This is a genomic window from Phyllobacterium sp. P30BS-XVII, assembly GCF_014138335.1.
GTDB classification, from domain to species: domain Bacteria; phylum Pseudomonadota; class Alphaproteobacteria; order Rhizobiales; family Rhizobiaceae; genus Phyllobacterium; species Phyllobacterium meliloti.
This window is the reverse complement of the sequence record NZ_JACGXO010000001.1, coordinates 869,969-892,774: the sequence shown is the minus strand read 5'-3', so window position 1 is coordinate 892,774 and position 22,806 is coordinate 869,969. Positions and strand designations below refer to the sequence as shown.

Below are 22,806 nucleotides of genomic sequence, written 5' to 3'. Positions count from 1 at the left end.
ATCAGGCGTCGAACTGTTCGGAAACGAACTGCCAGTTAACAAGCTTGTCGAGAACCGCTGCAACATGGTCGGCGCGGCGGTTTTCATAATCAAGATAATAGGCGTGCTCCCAGACATCGATGCCAAGCACGGCCTTCTTGCCTTCCGCAAGAGGATCACCAGCATCTTTCATGCCCACGACGGCAAGCTTATCACCGTCCTTGACCAGCCAGACCCAGCCGGTTCCAAATACATTGTCCGACTCGGCAACAATCTTCTTTTTCAAACCATCAATTCCGCCAAAGCCGCTTTCCGCTGCTGTCGCAAAAGCGCCCTTTGCAGCTGTTGGCCCGCCCTTGAACTGTTGCCAGTAGAGATTATGGTTCCAAGCCTGCGCCGCATTGTTGAAAATAGGCGCATTGCCTTCCTTCTTCGCCCGTACAACCACCTCTTCCAATGAAAGATCGGCATAGGGCGTCTTTTCCACCAGCGTGTTGAGCTTCTTGAAATAGCCCGCATGGTGCTTGCCGTAATGCAGGCCGACAGTGCGCGCGGATATCACAGGCGCCAGACCATCTTCCGCATAGGGCAATTCCGGTTGCTTGAAGGGAACCGCCGCATGCGCCTGAATGGTTGGAGCAAAGAGCGTTGTCGCCGCCGCCGCGCCCGAGAGCACCAGCATATCGCGTCTGTTGAGATCCATCTTCTTCTCCTGATTGTTGAGGGCAAGGTGAGCGAAATTTGTCTTGGAGCGCGCCTTTCTCGATCTGAAAGAACGGTACAATTCAGAAGGAGTTCCGGATCGTGGCAATTTTCTGCTCCTTCTTATCACGCTTTGGTGCAGTTGCGTCGCTTCGAATCCATTGGATCGGATAAGCGTTTGAATTCTGCCTATTGCTACCTTAAGACTTGAGTCAGGGAGTCTCCGTTCCAAACCCGATAAACGTCGTGCTGAAAATCTCAGCGGCACAGACGGTCAGTCATAGTCAAAGGTAGGAATTTCATGACCGATATTGCTGAAACCGCGCCACTCGCCGTCGCCCCCGATGTCAAAACCCGACTGAAATCCATCATTGGTGGATCGGCAGGTAATCTCGTCGAATGGTACGACTGGTATGTCTATGCCGCGTTCACCCTCTATTTTGCGCCGGTGTTCTTCCCATCAGGCAACCAGACGGCAGAGCTTTTGAGCGCCGCTGCTGTCTTTGCTGTCGGCTTCCTGATGCGGCCCATCGGGGCCTGGGTCATGGGCATCTATGCTGACCGCAAGGGCCGTAAAGCCGGTCTGACACTATCGGTGACATTGATGTGCCTTGGCTCGCTTCTCATCGCTATCACGCCGGGTTATGCGTCGATCGGTCTGTTGGCACCGGCACTTCTGGTTCTGGCGCGCCTGTTGCAGGGCCTCAGCGTCGGCGGTGAATATGGCGCCAGCGCCACCTATCTCAGCGAGATGGCCGGCAAGAATCGCCGCGGCTTCTATTCAAGCTTCCAGTATGTAACGCTAATTTCCGGACAGCTGGTTGCCCTCGTCGTTCTACTCATCCTGCAGCGCATTCTCACACCGGAACAGCTTGGTGCATGGGGTTGGCGCATTCCTTTCGCCATTGGCGGCGTTCTGGCAATTGCGGTGTTCTATATCCGTCGCGGTCTTGCCGAAACCCAGTCCTTTCATAACGCCAAGAACGACACCGGGCCGAAATCCAGTGGCTTTGCCCTGTTCCGGCATTATCCGAGAGAAGCATTTACTGTTCTGGCGTTGACATCGGGCGGCACGCTCGCCTTCTACGCCTACACCACCTATTTGCAAAAGTTCCTCGTCAACACCTCAGGTTTCAGCAAGGAATCCTCCACTGAGATCACCGCACTGGCCCTTTTGATTTTCATGCTATGCCAGCCCATCGCCGGTGCTCTGTCTGACAAGATCGGCCGCAAGCCATTGATGGTCGGTTTCGGTATTCTCGGTGTTCTCTTCACCTATCTGATCTTTTCGACTTTGGCAGTGACAACCAATCCCTATACTGCCTTTGCCCTTTCACTGGCAGGTCTGTTGATCGTCACCGGCTATACTTCGATCAATGCGGTGGTGAAGGCCGAGCTTTTCCCGGCACATATCCGGGCGCTCGGCGTCGCGCTGCCCTATGCCTTAGCCAATACGATCTTTGGCGGCACCGCTGAATGGGTGGCACTGAAGTTCAAGGAAATGGGCCATGAGACTTGGTTCTTCTGGTATGTGACCATCATGATCGGCTTGTCCCTGATCGTCTACGTCAAGATGCGCGACAGCCGGGATCACAGCCTCATCCACGAGGATTGATCAAATAAACATGCGGGGAAGTGATCCGACTTCCCCGTTTTCTTATCCCTCAGCTGACATTCTGGAACCGTCATGACCTTATCCGCGAAAATCAATCCCGTTGATCCCGTCAAGCTCGACCGTCTGGCAGAAGTCGCCGTCAAGATCGGGCTGCAGCTGCAGGCCGGGCAGGATCTTTTGATCACGGCACCGCTGGCTGCCTTGCCACTGGTGCGTCGTATTACCGAGCATGCCTATAAGGCGGGCGCCGGTCTGGTAACGCCGTTTTATGCGGACGAAGAAGCAACCTTGATGCGCTATCGTCATGCGCCGGTGGAGAGCTTCGACCATGCTGCCACATGGCTCTATGAGGGAATGGCCAAGGCCTTTTCATCGAACACAGCACGCCTTGCCATCGCCGGTGACAATCCGATGCTGCTCTCACAGGAAGATCCTGAAAAGGTTGCCCGCGCCAACAGGGCCACATCTAAGGCTTACCAGCCAGCATTGGAGAAAATTGCCGGTTTTGACGTCAACTGGAACATCGTTTCGTATCCGAATCCATCCTGGGCGAAGCAGGTTTTCCCCGATCTTGACGAGAACGCAGCCATTGCCAAGCTGGCCGATGCCATCTTTGCCGCTTCGCGTGTTGATATTGATGATCCGGTCAGTGCATGGCGGGAACACAATGCGGTGCTGGCCAAACGGCGGCAATGGCTGAACGGCCTTAACTTTGCTTCACTGCACTTCAAGGGACCGGGAACGGACCTCGTCGTCGGACTTGCTGACGAACATCAATGGCAGGGCGGCGCTTCGACCGCCAAGAACGGCGTCACCTGCAATCCGAACATTCCGACCGAAGAAGTCTTCACCACGCCGCACGCCCTGCGCGTTGACGGCCATGTTTCCAGCACAAAACCGTTGTCACATCAGGGCACGTTGATCGAGAATATTTCGGTTCGCTTTGAAGGCGGCAAAATCATCGAAGCCAAGGCTTCGCGCGGTGAGGAAGTGTTCAATAAGGTGCTGAACACGGATGAAGGAGCGCGGCGTCTGGGTGAAGTGGCACTGGTGCCGCATTCCTCGCCGATCTCCGCATCGGGGCTTTTGTTCTTCAACACCCTGTTTGACGAGAACGCAGCAAGCCATATTGCGCTTGGCCAGTGCTATTCAAAATGCTTCGTCAATGGCGACAAGCTTTCACCCGAAGAAGTCGCGGCACGCGGCGGCAATAAGAGCCTCATTCATATCGACTGGATGATCGGATCGGGCGAGGTTGATGTGGACGGCATCAACAAGGATGGCAGCGCCATACCCGTCATGCGCAAGGGCGAATGGGCCTAAAGAGCTTGAACCGCATGCGTTGATGGTTACAAAATGAGCCGATAAAACCTCCCGGGGATAATAATACCTTGGGAGGAAAATTCATGGCTCAGGACGGATTCGGAAAACGCGCGCGGTTGCTCTTTGCCAGCGCTGTTGGGACCATCATCGAATGGTATGATTTCTTTATTTTCGCCACATGCGCGGTGCTGGTTTTCGATAAGGCGTTCTTTCCGACCGCCGACCCGGCAATAGGTGTTCTGCTGGGGCTAAGCACCTTTGCCATCGGCTTCATCGCCCGCCCGCTCGGCGGTATCATTTTCGGCGTGCTTGGTGATCGCATTGGCCGCAAGAATGCACTGGTGGTCAGCCTTGCCATGATGGGCGGTTCGACCTTTGCCATGGGCCTGTTGCCGACCTACGCATCGGTTGGTGTTCTTGCACCGGTTCTACTGGTTCTGCTGCGGATTTTTCAGGGCATCGCTGTTGGCGGCGAGGCTACTGGAGCGCTGCTCATCGTTGCCGAATCCATGCCGGGCAAACAGCGTGGCTTCTGGACCAGCTTTCCGATGGTTGGCGGACCAGCCGCAAACGTGCTGGCAGCAGCCACCATCAGTTTTCTCACCCTGCGCTTCGGTGAACAGGCCTTTATCGATTGGGCTTGGCGTCTGCCTTTCCTGTTCTCGATTATTCTGGTTGTTCTGGGCTTCTGGATGCGCCGCAAGGTGGAAGAATCGCCCGCCTTCATCGAGCTTGTTGAAAAGCGCAAATCCGTACCCGGCGCACCACTGTCGGAAGCCTTCAAACATTTCAGCAAGCCCATGGGTCAGGTGTTTCTGGTCAAGACTGCCGAGAACACATTGTTCTATCTGTTTACAACGTTCTTCCTCGTCCTCACCGTCCAGTATCTCGGACTTGCCCGGTCAGTGGGTGTAGGGGCACTGTTCTGGGGATCGATCCTTGAAGTGGTCGTGATCATGGCAGCCGCCTATGCTTCGGATCGCTTCGGCCGCAAACCACTGATGTTGCTGGGGCTTGTCGGTGGCCTCGCTGCAGGTGCCTATCTGTTCAGCCTGCCGCATGGCGCTGATCCGCAACTGGTCCTGCAAGCGACACTGCTCACCCTGACATTCCATGGCATCATCGTTGGCAGCATGGCACCGTTCTTTACCGAACTCTTTCCGACCCATGTGCGCTATTCCGCCATGTCCATCAGCTATCAGGTCGCCTCAGTGGTTGGCGGATCGGTCGCGCCGCTCATTGCAACGCTGTTACTCGGCGCAACAGGCTCGCCCCATTCGGTGATCATCTATGCGGCGGTTATGGTTATTCCCGGCATCATCTGCGTGCTTCTGTCGAAGGAAACCCATGGCAGAGATCTCACGGCCATCATCTGAATATGGGACCGCCATCGGCATTGCCGGTGGCGGTCATCTCATCGATTGGTAATAACCGAGGTCTTGGGCCGCCAGACAAGCAGTTTGTTTTCGACCAGCGTCACCAGCCAGTCCACCAGAATGACAAACCCCATCAGCACGAACATCCCGGCGAAAACACCGGTAACATCAAACACACTCTCAGCCTCGTGAATGAGATAACCAAGACCGGCAGCTGACCCGAGATATTCGCCCACCACCGCACCAACCACGGCAAAGCCCACCGACGTGTGCAACGATGAAAACATCCACGAAAGAGCTGAGGGCATATAGACGTGGCGCAGCAATTGCCGCTCATTCATCCCGAGCATGCGGGCATTGGAAAGAACGGCCGGGCTGACTTCCTTGACGCCCTGATAGACGTTGAAGAAGACAATGAAGAAAACCAGCGTCACGCCGAGCGCCACTTTGGACCAGATACCGAGACCCAGCCACAGCGCAAAAATCGGCGCAAGTACAACACGCGGCAAGGCATTGGCAGCCTTGACATAGGGATCAAACACCGCTGCCAGCAAAGGCTTGCGGGCAAACCAGAATCCGATGATGACCCCGCCCAGCGAGCCGATGATGAAGGCCAGCGCTGCTTCGGTGAGGGTAATGCCAAGGTGATACCAGATCGACCCTTCCATGAACCACTGAACCATGCGTTTGCCCACCGCAAGAGGCTCGGCAAAGAAGAAACTGATGGTTTTCGGATTACCGATCAACGTCGTTGTTGATGCGATATGCCAGAAGACGAGAGTGACCACGGCCACGAGGACCTGAAGGCTTATGAGCGTCAGCCTGTTCATGCCTGCACCTCTTCGCTCTGCCGGTAGCCCTTGAGAACTTCCTCCTTCAGTGCATTCCATATCTCGCGATGCACTTCATGGAATTGCGGTTCCGACTTGATATCAGCCATATTGCGCGGGCGTTCCAGCGGGATCGTATAATTGCCGATAATACGGGAGGACGGACCAGCTGACATGATGATCACACGGTCGGCAAGGCCAATGGCCTCATCAAGATCGTGGGTGACGAACATCACTGCCTTGCGATCCGCCGACCAGAGACTGAGCAGGAGATCGCCCATGATCAGCCGCGTCTGGGCATCCAGCGGCCCAAATGGCTCGTCCATCAGCAATATTTTCGGATGGCGGATAAGCACCTGCGCCAGTCCAACGCGCTTGCGCTGCCCGCCCGACAGCATGTGCGGATAGCGATCAGCAAAAGCTGCAAGCCCAACCTTGCCAAGCCAGATACGTGCCTGTTCCAAAGCTTCGCGGCGCGGTGTACCTGACACCTCCAGCCCGATTGCTACATTGTCGATGGCGGTCTTCCATGGCATCAGCGAATCCTGCTGGAAGAGATAGCCCGCATGTTTGTTCAGGCCTGACAAGGGCTTGGCGAATGTCCTTACCTGTCCCTGCGCAGGCTTGAGAAGACCTGCCGTTGCATTGAGCAATGTCGATTTTCCGCAGCCGGTTGGCCCGACAATCGCCACGAACTCCCGGTCACTCACCACAAGGTTGGTTTCGCCAACCGCCTCATACATGCCGCCATCTGGCAGACTGAACGCGATATGGACACCATTGAGTTCGACAGCGTTGGCGTCTTGTGCTTCGTTCAGCCCTGATGTGGTCTTATGTGCAATGATCATCGGTCCTTATGCCCTATCCCTTGATGAAACGGTCATCATAGGTCGCGGCAAGATCGATGGTTGCATTGGCAAATTCGGGATCGAGGATTTTCAGCGTATTGAGAACGGATTGCATGCCTTCCATGGGAAGAACCCCATCCAGCGAATAGGTGGGCAGCGAATTGGCAATCGCCTTGAGATAGAGCGGCTTATCGCCAAGCTGATATTCGGCAGGAACACTATCGGCAATCTCTTCTGGCGAGGCTGTATGCAACCACTTCAGAGATTTGACAAAGGCTCCAACCAGCGCTTTCGAGGTGTTGGGATTGGCGTCCGCAAAATCCTTTTTCACGTAGAGAACTGCCGCCGGATTGGAGCCGCCAAACAGCGCGCGCGTGCCTTCCTCCGTGCGTGTATCGATAAGCACCTGGATATCACCATCGGCTTCAAGCTTGGCAATGACAGGATCGAGATGCGAGATCACATCCACCTGACCCTGCTTGATTGCAGCAACAGCACTGGCACCGCCGCCAATACCGATCAGCGGTGCATCGCTGGCTTTCAGACCAGCCTTGACCATTGCATACTGGATAGTGAGCGCAGTCGAGGAACCCGGTGCCGTGACACCAAGTTTCAAACCGGCAAAATCCGCTGGAGACTTAACTTTGTCAGCCAGTTCCTTACGCACGGCAATGACGATAGCGGGGAAACGACCGAGTTCACACAGGGCCCGGACATCCTGCCCCTTGGCCTGCATGCGGATGGTGTGCTCATAGGCGCCCGTCACCACATCGACAGAGCCGCCAACCAGTGCCTGCAGGGATTTAGCACCGCCACCAAAATCATTGATTGTCACGTCAAGGCCAGCATCTTTGAAAAAGCCGCGGCGCTCGGCAATGGTCAGCGGCAGATAATAGAGAAGCGGCTTTCCGCCGACGCCCAGCGTCAGACTGGTCTTTTCCAGTGCCCCGCCTGTCTGAGCCATAAGCCTGGTGTTTGACGCAGCCAGCATCGACAGTGCTGCTGCGCCCACAAGAAATTCACGCCGTTCCATTCTCTTCCTCCCGGCATCACTTTCCAGCTCACAAGACGATCGAAACGCCTTGACGATCCGCGTGATGTCCACCTGTTTTCACATGTTTTCAAAACGCTACCACCCGGATTCCAGAAGCGCAAGGCAAGGAAATGGACGAAATACCGCAACAAAAAACGCGCCGGACACAGGGCCCGGCGTGTGATTTTATTCTGCGCGGTCAGATGAAACGATCAGGCGACGAGGCGACCTGCTGTATCGCTCTGGGCATAGGCCTTGCCGAAGCGATTGGCGAGGAAGGCATCAAGCGCAATGTCTTCCTGCTTGAGGAAGCCTTGCTGCGGCAGATCGCCATTGGCCAGCATGTCGAGAACAGCACAGATAGCCGAAGCCGTGGTAATCTGAATGCCGCTATAGAGCATCTCACCAATGTGACCGCTATAAACTTTGTTGGCATAGGTTTCCTGCAACAGACGGCCCTTCTTGCGACCGCTGACAGTTACGAAAATAACCACAACGTCCTGCATCGTCGAAGGCAGCGCATTCTCAAGGATGTCCTTGAAAACGTCACGGCGATCACGCAGGCCAAGATCGTTGAGCAGAGCCTTCATGATGGCCGCATGGCCGGGATAACGGATGGTGCGGTAATTCAGGGTGCGAACCTTGCCGAGGAGCGTTTCGCACAAAGTGCCAAGACCACCCGATGTGTTGAAGGCCTCATAGGTTACGCCATCAAGCGAGAATTCTTCGCGCTCTTCCAGCGGCGGTACTTCGGTCAGTTCGCCATCGACAATGGCTTCGCATGGCTCGCAATATTCGTTGATAACGCCGTCCGTGCTCCATGTAAGGTTATAGTTGAGTGCATTGGACGGATACTGCGGCAGCGCGCCAACACGCATACGCACGCTTTCCAGCGTATCGAAGCGCTTGGCCAGATCATTGGCAACAATCGAGATGAAGCCCGGAGCCAGACCACACTGGGGAATGAAGGCGGTCTTTGCCGTTGTGGCAAGCTGCTTGACGATACGGGTGCTGGCAACGTCTTCGGTCAGATCGAGGTAATGTACGCCTGACGAAGCCGCAGCCTGGGCAATGCGTGTGGTCAGGTGGAAAGGAGCGGCGCTGAGCACGGCGAATTTGCCGGCTAGAACCTTTTCAAGCGCACCTTCTTCACCGATTTCAATACAACGCGTAACGACGAGCGGGGAAACTTCGAGAGCATCAAGCTGTGCCTGGGCCCGGTCGACGACGGTTACGCGGTAATCTCCGGTGTTTGCGAGCAGGTTGGCGATTGTTCCGCCGATTTTGCCTGCACCGACAATGACGATCTCTTTCATGTGATTCCCCTCAGGATTTCAGAACTTTCATCATTATTCCACTCTTGCTCGGCGAAATGAAGCGTGTAAACTGACGATATGCCACCCTATTTTTGGTCAATATGCCGTATGAGTTTGACATTATGCTGACAGATGCCGACCACGCCCTGCTTTCCCTGCTACGCGAAAATGCCCGCGCCTCCACCGCTGACCTTGCCCGTAGGCTCGGTGTATCGCGCACCACCGTGCAAAGCCGGATAGAGCGGCTGGAAAAACGCGGCATGATTCGCGGCTACAGCGTGCTGCTGTCGCCCGAATATGAGCGCGATCTGGTCAAAGCTCATGTGCTGGTGACGGCTTTGCCCAAATTTGCCAAGCGGGTTGAAATAGCCTTGCGCGAGATTGCCTGGGTGCGCACCCTGCATTCGGTCAGTGGGCAGTATGATATGATCGTCATCCTCGAAGCCCCCTCCATCAGTGAACTCGATACCCTACTGGATCAGATCGGCGCTTTGGAAGGTGTGGAACGCACCATTTCTTCCATTATCCTGTCCACACGCATCGACCGCTAAACTATAGAATCCGCCTCTTGTAGAGTCCGCTTGACTCTTTGACCCAATGGATTCCATAATAGAACATATCATGAACATTCAGGGGAAACCGTGGTGACAACCGTCGACCTTACGGCGTTGCGGCGCGATATCGCGTCTTTAAGCGAGCGAGATGCGCTGGAAGCGCATGCGCAGCGCAGCGCCTTTGGTTTTGGCGACAGAAGCATCGACAAACTGCTTGGCAAAGGCCTGCAACGGGGCGCTCTGCACGAGGTCTTTTCAGCTGAAATGAACGATGCAGGAGCAGCAACCGGATTTGTCATCGCTCTCGCCTTGCGTTCTTCCTCAGGTCAAAGCCCAATTATCTGGCTCGAAGAAGATTTTGCAGCTCAGGAACATGGTTTTCCTTATGCGCCGGGGTTGAAAAATCTCGGACTGGACCCGGAACGTCTGGTGATCGTTCGCTGCTCGTCACCACAGGATGTTCTGAAAGCCGCATCGGACAGTCTTGGTATCAGGGGAACGGGTGCTGTCATCATTGCACCATGGAGCAATCCAAAGTGCCTTGACCTAACTGCCACCCGAAAATTGCTGCTCACCGCCCAACAGACCGATGTGCCCGCCTTACTTCTCCGGCTGGGCGCCGTTCCTATCGACAATTCCGCCGTAACCCGCTGGATGATCCGCTCTGCGCCTTCGCAGTCGAGTGGTGCCAATGCACCCGGTCAGCCAGTGTTTGACGCAACCCTTATCCGCAACAGGCAGGGCATGACAGGCCATTGGATACTGCAATGGGAGAGTGATGATCATGTTTTCAGACAGATCGAACCGGTTTCTGGCGCTGTGGTTTCCGCATCTGCCCACCGACCGCCTCAAACGCGAAAATCCGCAACGGGCTAAATCCGATCAGTTTCTGATCGTTGTCGACAAGGTGGCCAATGCCCTGCGCCTGACTGCACTCGATGAGCGCGCCACCAAGGCAGGATTATACAAGACCATGGCTTTGACCGACGCCCGCGCGCAATTTGAACAGCTGGATATTGCCTTTGCTTCGCCGCGCAAGGATGCCGCTTTGCTGGAAAAACTGGCCGACTGGTGCGACCGTTATACGCCGCTGGTGGCGCTTGATGGCTCCGATGGGCTCATGCTTGATATCACAGGCTGCGTGCATCTTTTCGGTGACGAAGAGACTATGCTTGAGGATATCCACCAGCGCCTGAACCAGCATGGCATGATTGTCCGCTCTGCCATTGCAGGCAATGCCCCGGCTGCCCATGCCTTTGCCCGCCATTCGCCGGGTGGTGTGATTGATGATGCATCACTCAACGAGAAATTGCGCCGTTTGCGTCTCATCAGCCTTGATATCGAAGACGTGCATCTGGCCGGATTGAAACGGGCCGGACTGCGCAGTGTTGGGGATATTGAGGTGCTTCCCCGCGCAGCCCTTGCCGCTCGTTTCGGCTCCGAATTGATTGACCGTCTGGATGCACTTTTCGGCTACGCGAACCACCCGATCTCCCCTCGGCGTATTGTACCGGTCTGCATGGTCGAGCGGCGAATGGCCGAGCCGCTGATCGTCATGGACTCTGTTGAACTTGTACTTCACGGGCTGGGCGACGAACTCTTCAGACAGTTGCAACAGCGCGTCGAGGGCACGCGGGAAATCGAAGCCTCCTTTTTCCGCGTCGACGGAAATGTCAGGCGTATCAGCATTCAGGCGGGACAGCCGCTTGTTGATACCAAAACCCTGTTCAGGCTGTTGAAGGAACGGTTATCGACGCTTTCCGAACCCCTTGATGCCGGTTACGGTTTTGATATTATCCGCCTCGCTGCCGTACGGGTCGAGCGAACGCAGGCCCTGCAGAGAAGTCTCGACAATAATATTCAGGAAACCGAAGAAATCGGCAGCCTGATCGACCGGCTTTCCATTCGTCTCGGCACGAGCCGGGTCTTGCGCCCGCATGCCGTCGATACACACATTCCCGAACGTGCCGTTTCGCTGGAACCTGCATCACAGACAACGACAAATCTACCTGTTGAATGGACACCCGATCATCATCCGGGTGAACCACCCGAGCGCCCCGTCCGGCTGTTTCAGCCACCGGAGCGAATCGAAACCATGGCAGGCGTTCCCGATGGCGCTCCGGCACAATTCGTCTGGCGAAAAATCAGGCACAATATTGTTCTGGCTGAAGGGCCGGAACGCATCGCTCCGGAATGGTGGCGTGAACATGCGGGTGCCCTGACACGGGATTATTATCGGCTTGAGGACAATCAGGGCCATCGTTTCTGGGTGTTCCGTGAAGGTCTGTATGAGCGTGGCCAGACCACACCGCGCTGGTACCTGCATGGGCTTTTTGCGTGATGGCGAGCTATACGGAACTTGCAGTCACCAGCAATTTCTCCTTTCTCGAAGGCGCATCACAGCCGGAAGAACTGGTACAGGCGGCGGCATTGCTGGGGCTTGAAGGCATTGGCATTGCAGATCGCAATACGCTTGCCGGGGTGGTACGCGCCTATAAGGCCCATAAGGAATTGACGGAGGAAGAAGGGGTAAAGCTCAGTCTCTATATCGGCTGCCGGCTGATGTTTACCGACGGCACACCCGATCTGATTGTCTACCCGCGCAACCGCGCAGCCTACGGTCAGCTTTGCCGCCTTTTGAGCGAGGGCAAAGAACGCGCCAAAATCAAAGGCCTGTGCCATCTTGTGCTTGAGGACTTCCTCTTTCGCGCCAAAGATTTCCAGACGGTGGTTATGCCTCCGGCAAACCCCGATAAAGGCCTCGGATCTTTACTCAAAAAAATTGCTGTGGTTGCTCCGGGCTGCGTCTGGCTTGGGCTCGCCATGCCCTATCAAGGGGCTGACCGGCGCTATGGTGAGCGGCTGGAGCGAACAGCCCTTGCTGCTGGCGTTCCTCTGCTGGCGGTCAATAATGTGCTCTATCACACGCCCTCCCGTCGTCCCTTGCAGGATGTGCTGACCTGCATTCGCGAGCATGTAACCATTTATACGGCGGGACGCAGACTGGAACAGAATGCGGAAAGACATCTGAAATCACAGGAGGAGATGCAGCATCTTTTCCGGCATTTCCGCTCTGCCCTTGAGGAAGTCCCGCGCTTCGTCAAACCGATCACCTTCTCCATGGGTGAGTTGCAATATCTCTATCCGGATGAACCGGTGCCACCCGGTAAAACGCCACAGCAGCATCTGGTCGACGAGACGTGGAAAGGAGCCGTAAAACGTTATCCTGAAGGCATTCCTGATATGGTCCGCGACCTCCTGAACAAGGAGCTGACGCTGATCGGAACGCTTGGATATGCACCCTATTTCCTGACAGTGCATGATATCGTCACCCATGCGCGGTCATTGAACATCCTGTGTCAGGGACGCGGTTCCTCCGCCAATTCAGCCGTTTGCTATTGCCTGCATATCACCGCCGTTGACCCCACCAACGGCAATGCGCTTTTCGAACGTTTTCTTTCGGCTGAACGTAAAGAGCCCCCCGACATTGATGTCGACTTCGAACACGAGCGGCGCGAAGAAATCATGCAATGGGTTTACGAGCGCTATGGTCGGCATCGCGCGGCTATCGTTGCCACTGTCATCAGCTATCGCCCGCGCAGCGCCATCCGCGATGTCGGCAAAGCTTTGGGACTGACGGAAGACGTAACCGCTGCCCTTGCCAATACGGTGTGGGGCAGTTGGGGTACAACCGTGGAACAGCATGAGGTGCGTCAGGCGGGGCTCGATCCTGATAACATCATGATCCGCCGCGCCGTCAAATTGGCGACGGAGCTTATGGGTTTCCCCCGCCATCTCTCACAGCATGTGGGTGGTTTTGTACTGACACAGCAAAGGCTGGATGAAACGGTTCCCATTGGTCCTGCCGCCATGAAAGATCGCTCTTTCATCGAGTGGGACAAGGACGACATTGACACACTCCGGATCATGAAAGTCGATGTGTTGTCGCTCGGCATGCTCACCTGCATCCGCAAGGCCTTTGATCTCATTCATCTGCATAAAGGCGGCGAACGCTACGAACTTGCGACCGTCCCGCAAGGGGATTTGAAAGTTTACGACATGCTCTGCGAAGCCGATTCCCTTGGCGTATTTCAGGTGGAAAGCCGTGCCCAGATGAATATGTTGCCGCGCCTGCGCCCGAGGGAGTTTTATGATCTGGTCATTGAAGTTGCCATTGTGCGTCCGGGACCTATTCAGGGCGATATGGTTCATCCTTACTTGCGACGCCGCAAAGGTATAGAAAAAGTCCACTACCCGTCCCCATCCCCTGAGCATGGTGACAAGGACGAGCTGAAGAACGTTCTGGTAAAAACCCTTGGCGTTCCGCTGTTTCAGGAACAGGCCATGCGTATTGCCATTGAAGCCGCAGGCTTTACCGCCGATGAGGCCAATAAATTGCGCAGCGCCATGGCCACATTCCGCAATCGCGGCACCATTCATAAAATGCAGGAGCAGATGGTCGAAGGCATGGTGCGCCGGGGCTATGAGCGTACCTTTGCCGAGAATTGCTTCAACCAGATCAAAGGCTTCGGTGAATATGGATTCCCGGAAAGCCACGCGGCAAGTTTTGCCATTCTTGTCTACATTTCCTCGTGGATCAAATGTCATCATCCGGAGGTTTTTGCTGCCGCTCTGCTGAACTCCCAACCCATGGGTTTTTATGCTCCGGCTCAGATTATTCGTGATGCACGGGACCACGGGGTCAAAGTGCTTCCTGTTGATGTCAATTTCAGCCAGTGGGACAATACGCTGGAAAGAGACGCCCATAACCAATTGGCCATGCGCATGGGCTTTCGGCAGGTCGATGGATTCTCGAAAGACTGGGCGAAGGAGATTTGCACAAAACGGTTGCGGCCTTATCTGGACATTGAAGAAGTACGGCGCATGACACAACTGGAGCGCCGCGCCTTTGTCCTGCTTGCCGATGCGGATGCGTTTCGCTCGCTTCGTATCGACCGGCGCGAAGCGCTTTGGGCCGTTCGCAGGTTTCCCGACAACACAACCCTGCCATTATTTCAGATTGCTGAAACCAACGAACTCGCACAAGAACCAGCGACGCTATTGCCGCAAATGCAAATGGCCGAACATGTCATTGCCGATTATGAATCGATCCGGCTCTCGCTCAAGGGCCACCCCATGCAGTTTTTGCGTGAATCTCTTATTGCGGAAGGCATTGTGACCTGCAGACAGGCAACTTCGATGACCAGTAAAAAGCGCGTCAAACTTGCCGGTGTTGTCACTGTCCGGCAAAGGCCCGGTAGTGCCAAGGGTGTTGTCTTTATGACAATCGAGGATGAAACCGGTATTGCCAATATCATCGTCTGGTCAAAGATAATGAGCATCTACCGCAAGGAAGTCATGAGTTCCCGCCTCATCCTTATTGAGGGTGTCGTGCAAAGCAGCGATAACGTCACGCATATCGTTGCTGGCAAGCTGATTGATCGCACGGCTGACCTTTACCGTCTTTCCGAGCAATTACCATCTTTGCCCGTATCTCGGGGCGACGAAGTGGTGCATCCGGTTCCGGATCAATCAAGAGCGCGCCATCCGCGCAATGTGCGCATCCTACCCAAATCCCGGGATTTTCATTAGGCCTGTTTGCGGCCTTTGACCAAGGCGGTACGATCAATGGCGGTGATCATGCAAATCTCCAGATCACCAATACCATCAAGTATTTCTTCACTCGAAATACCGGTTGCCTCCGCATCGGCGGTGCATCTGGCTACAAGCTGTTTTGGCCTTGGATCATGATGCGCCATATCCGCCGGACGCGTTGCATGGACATTGGCTTCAATCCAGTTATTGACGAAATCAATCGCACGTTGGCTCATGCTGTCCTCCTATATACCTCCAGTCAAAACTGCCGGCGGCGGAGAAGGTTGCGAAAAAAGCAGAATATCACACTGCCTCTTTTGCCCAAACAGTGAACTTGGTCAGCACATTGGGGCCAAAAACATTGGTCAGCGGAACATCGGCAGCATCCCGCCCATGCGCTACCTTCACCCGTCCGATACGGGGCCTGTTGTTGCGCGGATCGAATGCATGCCACTGTCCGCCAAGATAAACTTCCATCCAGGCGCAGAAATCCATGGCGGCGTGCGGCGGAGGAACACCGATATCGGTTATATAACCGGTGCAATAGCGGGTCGGAATATTGAGGCTCCGGCAAAATGCCACCGCCAAATGAGTAAAATCCCGGCAAACGCCACGGCCTTCCCAATAACCCGATGCAGCGGTGCGCGTCGGATTGGAAAACTCATAGCCGAATGTAATGTGATTATGGACATAGTCGCAAACGGCCTGAACCCGCGGCCAGCCTTCGTGCGTGGAACCGAAAAGCCGCCATGCGTCCTCACTCAATACATCCGTCTCACAATAGCGGCTACCCAGAAGATAGACCAGAGTTTCAGCGGGCAAGTCTTGTACCCGGTGCTGAACGGCGTCCATAACAACTGGATCAGGCATGCCACTGTCGTAAATCACCGCATTGGTCGAGCAGGTGAATGGACCGGGCGCGGCAAGGATACGATTGCACCAATTGCCGAACTGGTCGTGATAACCATCAACGCTGGAGCCCCGTGTCGCCTCAAATGTCTCAATGCCTTCAATGTCATTCACCCGCGAATGATGCACATTCAAAATGGCAATCAGGGGTGTTTCCTGCGCGAAATCGAAACTCAACTCACACCCGACACTCAGTCTCATCAGCAGGCCCCTCAAGATATTGGATTATTATTTTTTGAATGATGTTCAGGACGACAGACTATCGGGCAAAAAGCAACCGGCTCGATGACGAGCCGGTTAGAACGTTAAACCATATCGGCGATTACGCCCGGTCAACGACCTTTTTGACCGCATCCTTGGCCTTGCCCTTCATCTGCTGGGCATCGCCCTTCAGCTCCTGAGCCTTGCCTTCGGCTTGCAGTTTCGTCGAACCTGTCGCCTTGCCAGCTGCCTGTTTGATGTTACCGGCTGCCTTGTTTGCAAGTCCGGAAATCTTGTCACTTGTGCTACCCATCGGGGAACTCCTTGTGTATTTATTCACGCATTCTAAACGGCCCACATGGCATCAGGTTCCAACGACCAAAGAAATATTCAAGATATTGAAAATAATGTGAAATATGAATTTTTTATATGAGAAAACCCGGCGCCCACGGGGGAACAGGCGCCGGGTTCTGAACGTACCGACCACCATGTGATCAGCTAATCCGAAACGTCACAGAATTGTCTTGGTTCCCATCAAATTATTGCTTTAGGCAATCAAAGCGACAGCTTCTTTGATAGACGAGGAAAAATAGCAATTTTTGGTCGACCCAACGATCTTTTCACCCTCGACATTCCCGGAATCTTCCGCCCAGAACCCGATGATGATTTTAATGCGCGCGTTGCGCCGCCGTATCCGGCGAACGAGATAGCGGGCATGCGCTATGGAAGACGTGTTGAGATAGCTGACATAAACAGCGCTCGCATCGGTAAGATCAAGTTTATCGATATTAACGGTCTCAAGTTCATCGTGGGTAATGTCACGAACATCGAAATCCTGCCGCTCCAGAATGTCGCCAACAATTACTGCCGCTGCATCGTCAAGATTGCCACGCCCGCCCGCCGAGATGATCGTCTTCGGTTTTTTGGTTGTATCGTTCTTTGCTTTTGCAGGGTCGGCACTCCTGGCACCTTCCTCTGCTTCCGCTTCCATATCCTCATGATCGGATAGGTTTTCAACGAGGCGTATCATGCTCTGTACAACCCTGCCGCGACGGGACGCATCCAGCACACCCCGCCCCCGGTCGTGCTCGGCGAGAAACAGTGCGGGGACGGCAACCGATATATAATAATCGCTGATTGTTGACGACTGGAGATAGTCTTCTGCCTTCTCCGTGGCTTCATCAGGATCACCTGATAATAACCGCTGATAAAGCTGTTGTGGCGGTAGCAGTACAGGCTCATTGCCCAGCAGCACATCAAGAAACTCGAAGCGCGGCACATGGCGGCCAAGCACGACGAGGCAGACGGTCAGGGGGGTGGAAAGAAGAAGTCCGATAGGACCCCATATCCAGGTCCAGACAATGGCCGCGAGCAGAATGGCAACCGGCGAGAGCCCGGTCCTTGAACCATAAAGCACAGGCTCCATAATGTTGTTGCTGATAAGTTCCAGAACGATGAACAGAGCAGCGGTCCACAGCAAAAGCATCCAGCCGGGGTCGACCGCCAGTGCAAGAATAAGCGGGAAAGACGCGGCGATGAATGGGCCAATATAGGGCACAAAGCGCAGCGCAATCGCCAGAAGCCCCCAAAGCATGGGATTGGGAATACCGATAAGCCAAAGACCAATCCCGATCGGAACACCAAAGCAGATATTGATCACCAACTGCATCAGGAGATATTGGCCGACACGCTTGCCCGCATCATGCAAGGCTGTAGTGGTGCGATGAATATCGCTGGCTCCTACGAGCTTTATAAAGCGATCACGCAAATCCTCGCGTCGCAGCAACATGAAGATGACAAACACGACGACAATGCCAACCGTCGCCAATGGCTGAATCAAGGGTCCGGCAACGGTTTGCAGCAATTGCAGGGGATCAGGCGCAGGATAGCGAATTTCCACCGGAACGGGCTTGTCGGGATCGTCCTTGCGCAGAGGGGGCCGGTTTTGCTGGTCCGCCGGTGCCACATTTTGCGGCGGCTGGGCCTTTTGATCCTCATTATTATTGGCAGCAAACCGCTCCACTTCATCGGACCGGCCAATTTCCTCGCCAAGGCGTTTGAACATGCGCACGCCGCGATCAAAAACACCGTTGCCCGACTGAGCATCTTTGATGGTCCGGATCTTCGCCTCGATATTATACTGATAACTTGGCAAATTCTGCGCCAGCACCGTCAACTGGCCAACCACAATCGTGGCAAACAGGAATATTGCGATAAAGGCAGTCAGCACAACGCTGATAACCGACAGAACTTTCGGAATTCCGAAGCGATGGAGATAAGTGACCAAAGGCGACAGGGCAAAGGTCAAGAGCAGTGCCAAGGCGAGCGGCACCAAAATATCCCGGGCAAAATAGAGCGCACCAATCACGGCAATGGCAACAATAACGGGCGGAAATTGCATTCGCCCGTCAATCTCAGCCTGGGTGGGCGCATAAACTGATTTTTGCGTGACGCGCTCTACCGCGCGAGGCGAAGTCTTCCGCGTAGTTTCAGAAGGCATAATTGCCCCACTCCCCCGAAATCATACAATCCCTCTCCGTTTGAAACACGCCACTGAAACGAAGCCGGCTGAATTTGGTTGCATCAGCCATGCTGACATCACTGCAAAGCGGACAAAATCATCGTCTCGCGATCAGACGGTCCGAAATGGAGGCTGCAATGCCCCGGAACAAAAAACGATATCGGAAGTTTTCAGAATAACGGACCGCTCAAAAGGAGAGAGGCAGACATGCCAGTGACCACCATTCTGATTGTCATTCTGATACTGGTCCTCATCGGCGTATTTCCTAGCTGGCCCTACTCGCGGGCATGGGGTTACGGCCCGTCCGGCCTGTTTGGAATTGTGCTGGTTATCCTGCTTATCTTGCTTCTTTTGGGCCGCATCTAATTGAAATGCTTGAATTCTGACCTGACCCACAGATCAGACATCACAATAAGGAGTTATTGAATATGCTGCGTGGAGTTTTGCTTTGGCTCATCGGCTTGCCATTACCGATCATTCTCATTCTCTGGTTCCTTGGCTACCTTTCATAGGAGCACTTCAACCCATGTCCTTTGCGCCGGCCACTGGGCCGGCGTTTCTTTCTCATCACCACATTGCACAGGAATCATATTCCCATGATGAAACGTCTCTTGATCACCACCGCTTTGATAACAGTTGTGACCACTTCCGGCTTCGCCCAGAGCCAGAATTCCAACTCAACGGAAATGCACGGAATTTTTAACGAAGCGGCCAAGCCAGTGCCAACAGCCGGACGCTATCTGAAAGCCGAGCGAGGACAAATTCTGACATCAGGACTAATCGGGCAGAAAGTCTATACCGGCCCTCAGGATGATGCTGTCTCAATCGGCGGCGTAAAAGATGTGGTGCTCGATGCCAATGGTATGGCGCAGGCTGCCATCGTCGGTGTGGGCGGTTTCCTCGGCATCGGCGAGAAAGATGTGGCGGTTGTGTTGAATGACCTGAACTGGGCAAACCGCGCGGACGGCAGCCGTTGGCTCGTTATCACCACCAGCAAGGAAGAGCTTGAAAAAGCACCCGCCTTTGACCAGGCTGCTTTGGCTGGCGAAGGCGTTTCTGCAGAATTTGCAAAACCCGCACTTCAGCCCGCAAAGCCCGTGCCGGAAGCAACAACAAGCGTGCGAGACGGTTTGAAAGCCGTACCGGCAACTGCTGTCAGCGCCGAAAAGCTGATTGGCACGACGGTTTACGGTTCTGACGAAGAGACATTGGGCACTGTGGGAGATGCCCTGATGACGCCTGATGGTCAGGTGGAAGCATTTGTCGTGGATGTTGGTGGCTTTCTCGGTTTGGGAAAGAAACCAATCGCTATTTCAATTGAGAATCTTGACCTGCTCGCTGGCAAGGATGGCAAGATCGCTGTTTATACGCCGTTCACCAAACAGCAGCTTGAAGCGCATCCTGCCTATACCGAGGATGCTTACAAGGCAGACAGCGAGAAAATTCTTCTGCGCGGCAGCGCCGAATAGCACCTGTTTACCATGACGAAAAATGGGCTGCGGCACCGGCGCTGGTCTTCGCGCCGGTTTGGAACCAATATCTGTGCGGGGCGTTTCCACCCATGAAACCTATATTTCTCAAGGAGTTCCTTTAATGGCGTCAGTATCTTCAAAAGTTCGCAAAGCCGTGGATGATGCAACCGAAACCAATCCTGATCTTCAGGCACAGGTGGCCGCGTTGAAAGAGGATATTGCGAGCATTGCTGCGACACTCGCCAAAATTGGCAAGAATTCAGCGAGAGAGGCGACAAGCAATGCATCCTCAAGCTTTGAAAACGCCCGTGCGCGCGGTGAAGACGCTTTGGACGAAATCCGTTCGCAGGCAAAGGCACTCGAAGATCAGTTGACGGAGACTGTACGGGAAAATCCGTTGACGACGGTTGCAGTCGCTGCGGGTGTCGGATTTCTTCTGGCTCTGATAGCCCGTCGCTGACATGCTGAAATTGCTGGCCCCACTTCTGTCCAGTGCTGTTTCTGGAGAGCTTGGTTCTGCGGTGAACCGGGCAAAACGCCGCGCCATTTTTCTGGCGCTGATTGGCATTCTGTCGGTAGTTGGCGCGATCTTCCTGCTGGTGGCAGGCTACATCGCGCTGGCAGAACGTTTCGGCGAACTGCATGCCGCCCTGATTCTGGCCGGAGGCGCGTTTGTTCTTGCACTGCTGGCCTATATCGTTATGAAAATTTCCGAAATGATTGCCCGCAAGCGCCAACGCGAACGGTCAAAGGTTGATAAGTCAACCCTTCTGACCATCGCTGCGCTGGCAGCAGCACCGACCGTATTGAAATCCCGCGGACTGCTGATGCTCGCCGTTCCCGTCATTGCTTTTGCCGGCCTGTCTCTCCTTACGAAGAAAAAGCCTTCAACCAACGACGATGTTTGAGCTTTCTTTTATCGGCATGGAAATCAGAACTTCCATGCCGGTTTCAGGATAACTCAGCCGGACACTGCTCGACAAAACCTTATCCAGACTGCGCTCAATCAATCGCTCACCCAGACCGCGGGCTGCCGGAGGCGTGACACGCGGACCGTCTGTTTCCACCCAATGGATAACGACACGCGATTCATCGAGACCGGGTTCCGTCTGCCACGAAACACGCACCCGGCCATGTGCTGACGACAGCGCACCATGTTTGGCTGCATTGGTAGCGAGTTCATGCAACGCAATGCCAAGACCCAGCGCATGATCCGGTGGCAGAACCATATCCTCGCCCTCGAGAACGACCTGTGATGGGTCATAGATCGCATAGGGCTCGACCTGTTTTGTAATGAGATCAATGAGACTGATACCGCTCCATTCCCGATCGGATAAAAGCGTATGCGCCTCGGAAATCGCTCTCAGGCGGCCGGAAAAGGCCTCCATGAATTCTGCCGGATCGGATGTCCGGTTCAGCGTCTGCCGCGCCAGAGACTGCAGCATGGCCAGCGTGTTTTTGACCCGGTGATTCAATTCGCGCAGCAACAGCCGCGTTTTCTCCGCAGCATTGCGCGTGCTGGTGATATCGATATTCACACCAACAGCAACCAGCGGCTTGCCCGCCGCATCACGCTCGAAAATACGACCCCGCCCCATTAGCCATTGACCTGACGATGCCGCGCGAAATTCACCGACATAATCCTGATTATGGGCGAGCGCCCGCGTGAATGCGGATTTCATCAGCGGAAAATCATCCGGATGCATTGCCCGAAACACATCTTCCCCATTGATCGGCTTGTCATCGTTGAGCCCAAGCATGGAATAGGCCATCTTGTTGCCTGTAAATTTCCCTGTTTTCAGGTCCCACACCCAGCTGCCAACATTGCCGACCTCCAGCGCCATATCGTTGCGCAACTCGTCTCGGTGCAATGTTGCAATGGAATCGGTGCGGCTTTGCGCATCACGCTTCAGGCCAAGAAACGAACCTGCAAGCCGGGCTACCCGGTTGAGCTGGGATTGAAGCTGTGGCGCGATGGCATGAACGGGTTCAACGGATGCAATCATCAATGCGCCAACAGGCTCTTCTTCAACGCGCACAGGAACAGCCGCGACGAACCGCACTCCCTGGGCCGTGGACACGGCGTGATTATCGGCAAAGCGCTTGTCTGCGCGCGCATCGGGAACGACCAGACAATCACTCCCTGTTAAAGCCAGTGCGCTCGCCCCGAAAGCCCACAGGTCAGGCGAGCGGTCGGAAATTGTTCCTGCTTGCGCCAATATGTGGTTTTGATTTTCGCCCACCAGTACAATTTGAGCCACGTCGCTGCCCAACAATGACAACGCCAGAGACACCAGATCATAAAGCTCATTGTCTTGCTGAAATTCCAGCTGACTTACGGCCGAAAGCATGTCCAACCGCGCTGGGGCTGACAGAGATTCTGACATGTTTTCGGAAATATGGCCTGACTTCATATTCACATGACGCCCCTTGTCGAGCCGTCCTTACTCTCAACATTAAAACAGCTTCGGATATCAACGCGACGAATTACCCTTTGTTCCCCAATCGGAACATTTATTCGCCAGCGCCGTT

Annotated in this window: 21 protein-coding genes; 11 read left to right on the top strand and 10 right to left on the bottom strand. The window is 54.7% G+C overall.

Features of this window, described 5'->3' with window-relative positions:
- Position 1: 1 nt before the first annotated feature.
- Positions 2–682, bottom strand: coding sequence for a superoxide dismutase (locus tag FHW17_RS04395; RefSeq protein ID WP_112522954.1), 681 nt, complete (start codon positions 680–682; stop codon positions 2–4).
- 300 nt (positions 683–982) lie between these two features.
- Here FHW17_RS04395 and FHW17_RS04390 point away from each other — a divergent pair, with 300 nt between their 5' ends.
- From FHW17_RS04390 to FHW17_RS04380, 3 genes are all read left to right on the top strand, one after another.
- A complete protein-coding gene (locus FHW17_RS04390) occupies positions 983–2,296 on the top strand; it encodes an MFS transporter (protein ID WP_112522953.1) in 1,314 nt (437 codons plus the stop codon).
- A 72-nt stretch (positions 2,297–2,368) separates the two neighbouring features.
- Positions 2,369–3,619 carry an aminopeptidase gene (locus FHW17_RS04385; protein ID WP_112522952.1) on the top strand — a complete coding sequence of 417 codons (1,251 nt, stop codon included), beginning with the start codon at positions 2,369–2,371 and terminating at the stop codon, positions 3,617–3,619.
- 83 nt (positions 3,620–3,702) lie between these two features.
- On the top strand, positions 3,703–4,995 hold the full coding sequence (locus FHW17_RS04380) for an MFS transporter (RefSeq protein WP_112522951.1): 1,293 nt from the start codon (positions 3,703–3,705) through the stop codon (positions 4,993–4,995).
- Positions 4,996–5,033: 38 nt separating this feature from the next.
- Here the strand turns inward: FHW17_RS04380 and FHW17_RS04375 are convergent, their stop codons facing one another.
- From FHW17_RS04375 to FHW17_RS04360, 4 genes are all read right to left on the bottom strand, one after another.
- Positions 5,034–5,825, bottom strand: coding sequence for an ABC transporter permease (locus FHW17_RS04375; RefSeq protein WP_112522950.1), 792 nt, complete (start codon positions 5,823–5,825; stop codon positions 5,034–5,036).
- Positions 5,822–6,673 carry an ABC transporter ATP-binding protein gene (locus FHW17_RS04370; protein ID WP_112522949.1) on the bottom strand — a complete coding sequence of 284 codons (852 nt, stop codon included), beginning with the start codon at positions 6,671–6,673 and terminating at the stop codon, positions 5,822–5,824. The genes FHW17_RS04375 and FHW17_RS04370 overlap by 4 nt, the downstream gene beginning before the upstream one ends.
- A gap of 13 nt (positions 6,674–6,686) precedes the next feature.
- Complete coding sequence (locus FHW17_RS04365) at positions 6,687–7,706, bottom strand: ABC transporter substrate-binding protein (RefSeq protein WP_112522948.1); 1,020 nt, start codon at positions 7,704–7,706, stop codon at positions 6,687–6,689.
- Positions 7,707–7,918: 212 nt separating this feature from the next.
- A complete protein-coding gene (locus tag FHW17_RS04360; protein WP_112522947.1) occupies positions 7,919–9,022 on the bottom strand; it encodes a saccharopine dehydrogenase family protein in 1,104 nt (367 codons plus the stop codon).
- A gap of 122 nt (positions 9,023–9,144) precedes the next feature.
- Here FHW17_RS04360 and FHW17_RS04355 point away from each other — a divergent pair, with 122 nt between their 5' ends.
- From FHW17_RS04355 to FHW17_RS04340, 4 genes are all read left to right on the top strand, one after another.
- Positions 9,145–9,573, top strand: a complete 429-nt coding sequence (locus FHW17_RS04355) for an Lrp/AsnC family transcriptional regulator (RefSeq protein WP_112523129.1) — start codon at positions 9,145–9,147, stop codon at positions 9,571–9,573.
- A 93-nt stretch (positions 9,574–9,666) separates the two neighbouring features.
- Positions 9,667–10,452, top strand: a complete 786-nt coding sequence (locus FHW17_RS04350; protein WP_112522946.1) for a hypothetical protein — start codon at positions 9,667–9,669, stop codon at positions 10,450–10,452.
- The gene (locus FHW17_RS04345; RefSeq protein ID WP_182509267.1) at positions 10,361–11,917 is read left to right on the top strand and encodes a DNA polymerase Y family protein; all 1,557 of its coding nucleotides are present in this window, start codon (positions 10,361–10,363) and stop codon (positions 11,915–11,917) included. Before FHW17_RS04350 ends, FHW17_RS04345 begins: the two co-directional genes overlap by 92 nt.
- The gene (locus tag FHW17_RS04340; protein WP_112522944.1) at positions 11,917–15,168 is read left to right on the top strand and encodes an error-prone DNA polymerase; all 3,252 of its coding nucleotides are present in this window, start codon (positions 11,917–11,919) and stop codon (positions 15,166–15,168) included. Before FHW17_RS04345 ends, FHW17_RS04340 begins: the two co-directional genes overlap by 1 nt.
- Here the strand turns inward: FHW17_RS04340 and FHW17_RS04335 are convergent.
- From FHW17_RS04335 to FHW17_RS04320, 4 genes are all read right to left on the bottom strand, one after another.
- Positions 15,165–15,407 (bottom strand): DUF768 domain-containing protein, encoded by a 243-nt coding sequence (locus FHW17_RS04335; protein ID WP_112522943.1) that lies wholly within the window; start codon positions 15,405–15,407, stop codon positions 15,165–15,167. The two genes, FHW17_RS04340 and FHW17_RS04335, sit on opposite strands and share 4 nt — an antisense overlap.
- Positions 15,408–15,474: 67 nt before the next feature.
- Positions 15,475–16,281 (bottom strand): transglutaminase family protein, encoded by an 807-nt coding sequence (locus FHW17_RS04330; RefSeq protein ID WP_112522942.1) that lies wholly within the window; start codon positions 16,279–16,281, stop codon positions 15,475–15,477.
- Between the two features lie 121 nt (positions 16,282–16,402).
- Complete coding sequence (locus tag FHW17_RS04325; protein WP_112522941.1) at positions 16,403–16,594, bottom strand: CsbD family protein; 192 nt, start codon at positions 16,592–16,594, stop codon at positions 16,403–16,405.
- A gap of 234 nt (positions 16,595–16,828) precedes the next feature.
- Positions 16,829–18,781, bottom strand: coding sequence for an AI-2E family transporter (locus tag FHW17_RS04320; RefSeq protein WP_112522940.1), 1,953 nt, complete (start codon positions 18,779–18,781; stop codon positions 16,829–16,831).
- A 228-nt stretch (positions 18,782–19,009) separates the two neighbouring features.
- On the opposite strand from FHW17_RS04320, the gene FHW17_RS04315 reads away from it, so the two are divergent.
- From FHW17_RS04315 to FHW17_RS04300, 4 genes are all read left to right on the top strand, one after another.
- Positions 19,010–19,168, top strand: coding sequence for a DUF3309 family protein (locus FHW17_RS04315; protein WP_112522939.1), 159 nt, complete (start codon positions 19,010–19,012; stop codon positions 19,166–19,168).
- Positions 19,169–19,401: 233 nt separating this feature from the next.
- The gene (locus FHW17_RS04310; protein ID WP_182509414.1) at positions 19,402–20,271 is read left to right on the top strand and encodes a PRC-barrel domain-containing protein; all 870 of its coding nucleotides are present in this window, start codon (positions 19,402–19,404) and stop codon (positions 20,269–20,271) included.
- A gap of 124 nt (positions 20,272–20,395) precedes the next feature.
- Complete coding sequence (locus tag FHW17_RS04305) at positions 20,396–20,734, top strand: DUF883 family protein (protein WP_112522938.1); 339 nt, start codon at positions 20,396–20,398, stop codon at positions 20,732–20,734.
- A 1-nt stretch (position 20,735) separates the two neighbouring features.
- Positions 20,736–21,182, top strand: coding sequence for a hypothetical protein (locus tag FHW17_RS04300; RefSeq protein ID WP_112522937.1), 447 nt, complete (start codon positions 20,736–20,738; stop codon positions 21,180–21,182).
- Here the strand turns inward: FHW17_RS04300 and FHW17_RS04295 are convergent.
- Positions 21,162–22,688 (bottom strand): HWE histidine kinase domain-containing protein, encoded by a 1,527-nt coding sequence (locus FHW17_RS04295; RefSeq protein ID WP_246706744.1) that lies wholly within the window; start codon positions 22,686–22,688, stop codon positions 21,162–21,164. The genes FHW17_RS04300 and FHW17_RS04295 overlap by 21 nt on opposite strands.
- Positions 22,689–22,806 lie beyond the last annotated feature (118 nt).